The sequence below is a fragment of the Bacteroidota bacterium genome, from assembly GCA_034439655.1.
Lineage (GTDB): Bacteria > Bacteroidota > Bacteroidia > UKL13-3 > UKL13-3 > CANJUD01.
This window is the reverse complement of sequence record JAWXAU010000202.1, coordinates 1-6,038: the sequence shown is the minus strand read 5'-3', so window position 1 is coordinate 6,038 and position 6,038 is coordinate 1. Positions and strand designations below refer to the sequence as shown.

Annotated in this window: 2 protein-coding genes; both read left to right on the top strand. The window is 35.5% G+C overall.

Annotation, left to right across the window (positions count from 1 at the left end):
- Window positions 1–86: 86 nt before the first annotated feature.
- A complete protein-coding gene (locus tag SGJ10_14825) occupies window positions 87–4,460 on the top strand; it encodes a CusA/CzcA family heavy metal efflux RND transporter (GenBank protein MDZ4759396.1) in 4,374 nt (1,457 codons plus the stop codon).
- Window positions 4,461–4,481: 21 nt separating this feature from the next.
- On the top strand, window positions 4,482–5,831 hold the full coding sequence (locus SGJ10_14820; protein MDZ4759395.1) for an efflux RND transporter periplasmic adaptor subunit: 1,350 nt from the start codon (window positions 4,482–4,484) through the stop codon (window positions 5,829–5,831).
- Window positions 5,832–6,038 lie beyond the last annotated feature (207 nt).

Genomic DNA, 6,038 nt, shown 5'->3' with positions numbered 1-6,038 from the left:
GCATACAGTGGTGTTTTTTTTTCGGATGTATGATACATCTGCATAAGCTGTAATAAATTATTTAATTCAAGTTATTCTTAAAAAATATGTTTGATAAACTCATAGGTTTTTCAATCAAGAACAAAATGGTAGTCGGCTTATTTACCATTGCTCTGATTGTTTGGGGTATATATTCCTTAAAAAAAATACCCATTGATGCCCTACCCGATATTACTAATAATCAGGTAATGGTTATCACCACTGCACCCACAGTTGCAGCACAGGAGGTAGAAAGTTTTATTACCAATCCGCTGGAAATTGCCATGTCGAATTTAACTGATGTAAAAGAGATACGGTCTATTTCACGCTCAGGATTATCGATAATTACCATAGTGTTCGATGATAAAATAGAAACTTATAAAGCTAGGCAACTGGTCGCTGAAAAAATTAAACAAGCTGAGAGCCAAATACCACAAGGCTTGGGTAAACCTGAAATGGGTCCAATTACCACTGGCCTTGGCGAAATATATCAATATACGGTGCATCCCGAAAAAGGTTTTGAAACCAAATACAATGCTCAGGATTTACGTACAATTCAAGACTGGATTATACGACGACAATTGGCTGGTGTAGCAGGCGTAACCGAAGTAAGTGCATGGGGAGGCGAAGTAAAACAATACGAAGTATCGCTCGACCCTAACCGTTTAAATGCTATGAACATAAGCGTGGGTGAAGTATTTGAAGCTTTACATGATGGTAATGAAAATACAGGAGGTGCATATATTGAGAAAGGTTCGAATGTTTCTTTTATTAGGGGAATAGGTATGGTTAATTCGAAAGAAGATATTGAAAATATTGTTATCAAAACGGTAAACAATATGCCTGTACTCATTAGAAATGTAGGTACTGTTATATTTGGAAATGCTCCCCGATATGGAGCTATAACAAGAAACGGCGAAGGTGAAGTGGTGGCCGGAATTACCTTGATGTTAAAAGGTGAAAACTCATTAAAGGTTATTGAAAATGTGAAAATGCGAATGGCAGAAATTCAAAAATCATTACCCGAAGGAGTTGTGATTGACCCATACATTGAGCGTTCGGCATTAGTAAAAAGAGCTATGGGCACCGTAAAGACAAACTTAATTGAAGGTGGGCTCATAGTTATTTTTGTATTGGTATTATTACTGGGAAATCTTCGTGCAGGGTTAGTGGTGGCCTCTGTTATACCCTTAGCACTGCTTTTTGCAATTTCTATGATGAATTTATTTGGCGTGTCAGGAAATTTAATGAGTTTGGGGGCAATTGATTTTGGATTAATTGTAGATGGAGCAGTCATTATTATTGAAGCTACGCTGCACCATATTACAAGCAGAAACATCAGTAAAAATTTTCCCGATGGAAAACTTACTCAAATGCAAATGGACGAAGAAGTATATGTTTCTGCAACTAAAATAAGAAGCTCGGCAGCATTTGGCGAGATCATCATCATGATAGTTTATTTACCCATACTTGCTTTAGTTGGCATTGAAGGCAAAATGTTTAGCCCTATGGCACAAACAGTGGCGTTTGCCATTTTAGGGGCATTAATACTATCGCTAACTTATGTGCCAATGGCGTCGGCTTTATTTTTAAGTAAAAAAACGCAATACAAGAAAAACATATCAGATAAAATTATGGCATTTTTTGAACGACTTTATATACCTGTGATAACAAAATCAATAAAAAGAAAGAGCATCATTATTATATGCACACTTGCCTTATTTATATCAAGCATCTTTATGTTTTCAAGAATGGGTGGCGAGTTTATTCCTACCTTAGAAGAAGGCGATTTTGCCATCGAGTTTGCGATGATGCAAGGTACGTCTTTAAAACAAATGACAGAAACAATTACCAAAGCAGAAAAAATACTAAAATCAAAGTTCCCTGAAATTAATCAACTGGTAACTCGCATTGGTAGTGCCGAAATACCCACTGACCCAATGCCTATGGAAAGAGCAGATATAATGGTGGCCATGAAACCAAAAGAAGAATGGACAAGTGCTACCACTAAGGAGCAAATGATGGAGAAAATGGTGGAAACAGTAAGAAGCGGTTTGGTAGGTGTTAATCTTGAAATTACACAGCCCATTCAAATGCGGTTTAATGAATTAATGACTGGTGTGAAACAAGATGTTGCTGTTAAAATATATGGAGATGATATGACAATATTAGCAACCCAAGCAGATAAGGTGTCACAATTAATAACACAGGTAAAAGGCGTGGGTACTCCCAATATTGAAAAGGTTGCAGGCTTGCCACAAATCACAGTAAAGTATCAGCGTGATAAATTAGCCCAATACGGTATTAAAATTAGCGAAGTAAATAAAATAATAACAGCAGCCTTTGCAGGCAAAGCGTCGGGCGTTGTGCTAGAAGGGGAAAAGAAATTTGATTTGGTGGTAAGATTCAATAAAAATTTCAGGCAAAATATATCCGATGTGAGCCAACTTTATCTGCACACCGATAATGGAATAAAAATACCGCTAAATCAAATCGCAGAAATAAGTTATAAGGAAGGACCTGCTCAAATATCGCACGATAATACAAAACGCAGAATTGTGATTGGTTTTAATGTGGAAGGGCGTGATGTGGAATCTGTGGTAGAAGAAATACAAATAAAATTAGATGCCGAATTAAAACTACCCCCAAGTTATCATATTACTTATGGTGGACAATTTCAAAATTTAACAGAAGCCAAAGAAAGATTGTCTATTGCAGTTCCTGTTACCTTGCTATTAATTTTTATGCTCCTATTTTTTACTTTTGGTTCATTCAAACAAGCCTTACTCATTTTCTCTGCTATCCCACTTTCTGCCATTGGCGGTGTATTCGCATTGTATTTAAGAGGTATGCCTTTTAGTATCTCTGCTGGGGTTGGTTTTATTGCATTATTTGGAGTAGCGGTATTAAATGGAATTGTATTAATAGGATATTTTAATCAACTAAAAAAAGAAGGTATGACAGATATAATACAAAGAGTTTTGACAGGAACAAGAGTTAGACTTCGTCCTGTAATTATGACAGCAGCAGTTGCATCGCTTGGTTTCCTTCCTATGGCTTTATCGCATGGAGCAGGTGCCGAAGTGCAGAAACCTTTGGCAACGGTGGTAATAGGTGGTTTAATAAGTGCCACCATACTCACTTTAATTATATTGCCTATTTTATATATTTTATTTGAAAGGGTGAGGTCTAAATCCATCACAATTATTAAACCCATAACTATAATACTTATATGCTTAGTTAGCAGCACCATCAATGCTCAAACAAGCACCAGTTTAGATGAATGGATTGCAAGTGGCCTAAAGAATAATAATAATATTTTAGCTGCAGATGCTGAAATAAAAAGTAGCGAGTATTTAAGAAAAGCCACCACTGAAATAGGTAAAACAAATGTTAGTTTAATTTATGGGCAGTATAATAGTTTTGCAAAGAACGACAATAACATTACAGTATCACAAACACTGCCTTTCCCTACTACTTTTGCCGCTAAATCGAAATTAGCAGGATCAATCGTTGCAAGCAATGTGTTAAAGAAAAAATTAACTGAAGCGGAGGTAGTTTATCAAATCAAACAAATATATTACGAATGGTTGTTTTTAAATCAGCGAAAAATTTTACTTCAAACAAAAGACAGCATATATAATATGCTTGCAAAATCATCTACGTTAAAATATCAAACAGGCGAAATTAATTTACTTGAAAAATCGACTGCTGAAGCACGAAGTAAGGAAATAGAAAATTTATTAATGCAGATTGACAATGACCGAAATATGCTTTCAGCCCAATTGAAATCGTTGACAAATACTTCTATATACTCTTTTTTCGATGCAGCATTGAAAGAAGATACTTTAAGTTTTCATATAGATTCAAACTTATCTGCCAAACATCCATTTGTATTATATATGAAACAGCAGGTTTCCATAGCGAGCAATCAGAAGAATGTAGATAAAAATGCTTTTCTCCCTGATATTACAATAGGCTATTTTAACCAAACATTATATGGAGTTCCTTATGGCGACAACCCCAATGCTCCATTGGCAAATTATGGAAATCGTTTCATGGGATTTTCGGCAGGTATAAGCATACCTATATGGTTTGTTCCCCAAGCTGCAAAAGTAAAAGCTGCTGAGTTCATGCAACAAAAAGCGGAATTACAATACAAACAATCTCAAAGTAATGCAAGGGCAGAAATTGAGGCGACCTATGCTCAATATTTAAAAACCAAACAATCGCTGCAATATTATAAAACAAGTGGCTTGCCCAATGCAGAGCTTATCATAAAACAAAGTACACTGGCATACCAAAAAGGCGAGATAAGCCATTCGTGGCATGTTGTTAATCTGCAACAAGCAGGCGAAATAAAACAGAGCTATTTAGAAACGTTGTTGAACTATAATAAAAACATTATTGGATTAGAATTTTTATCAGGCATCATCAAATAACAAAATTAAAATAAAATCAAGATGAAAAACATATTAATATATATATATAAATTCAGCATAATTATACTGTTGTTTGTACTTACTGCTTGTTCTGCAAAAGAGGAGAAAAAGAATGCAAGCAGCAAAGACACATGTGCTGCCGACCAGAAAACTATTTCATTAACAAAAGAACAATTTGAAAACTCCGAAATCGAAACTGGAATAATTGAAACTAAAAATCTAAATGGGATTTTAAAAGTAAATGGTAAGTTAGATGTTCCACCCCAGAATTTAATCTCGGTAAGTGCCCCAATAGGAGGCTTTCTAAAATCAACGGGCATGTTAGAGGGGATGCACGTTATCAAAGGTCAAGTTATTGCTGTAATAGAGCATCCCGATATTGTACAATTACAACAGGATTTTGTTGAAGCAAAAAGCAAGTTTGACTTTTTGGAGCAGGAATATAAACGCCAGCAACTGTTGAGTAAAGAAAATGTAAACTCCACAAAAGTGATGCAACAAACGCAAAGCGACTATAATATATCGCAAGCAAAATATAAAGCATTGGAAGAAAAAATAAGAATGGCGGGCATCGATAAAAACAATATACTCAGTGGGAATATATCGGGAACTATCAGTGTTAGATCCCCTATTAATGGTTATATAACCAAAATAAATGTGAACATTGGCCGAATGGTAAACCAACAAGATATTATGTTTGAAATTGTAGATACCGAACACCTGCATGCCGAACTAACAGTTTTTGAAAAGGATATCACAAAAATCAAACCGGGGCAAAAAGTAAGATTTACCTTGGCCAATGATCCTGATAAAGAATTAACAGCAACAGTGCATTTAATTGGCCGTTTATTTGATGACAGCAGGAGTGTTCGTATTCATTGCCATTTAGATAAAGAAGATAAAGAACTATTGCCTGGCATGTTTATTAATGCTATAGTAGAATTAAATGGTGGCAACGTAAACTGCGTTCCAGTAAATGCCATAGTAAAAGAGAACGATAAAGAATATATATTTATTAAGGAAGTCAAAATGAATTGTGGGAAACATGAATTATGCACGGGGCACGAAGAATGTCCTTTGGAAGAAGATTGCCCCGAGCACGCAGAATGCGAGGCACACGAAAAATGTAAAGACAAAAAAAATTGCAAACACAAAGAATGTACGGCACATGAAAATTGCAGTAAACAAACTGAAGCAGGAGGTTTTAAATTCACTATTATAGAAGTGAAGACAGGAATTACTGACGGGAAATATATAGAGATTAAAGCCTTGAAGGAAGTAGCAGAGGATGCAGAGATAGTAACTTCGGGTGCGTTTTTTATTTTATCGCAAATAAAAATGAGTGGGACAATAGGTGCTTGCTGTCAATAATACAATTCTACATGCTCCATGCAAATTCAAATCAAAAACGCACTAGCCTTACATATAATACCATTTCTTAAACTATAATAGTTCTCCGCCTGTGGCGGATTAGTTTTTAGAATAGACCTCTTTCATAATTCAAATAAGAAAAGCCAAATTATAACGGACACTTTATTTTATTGTAGTATCGCTCGCCGCGAACTCCGATAACTATCG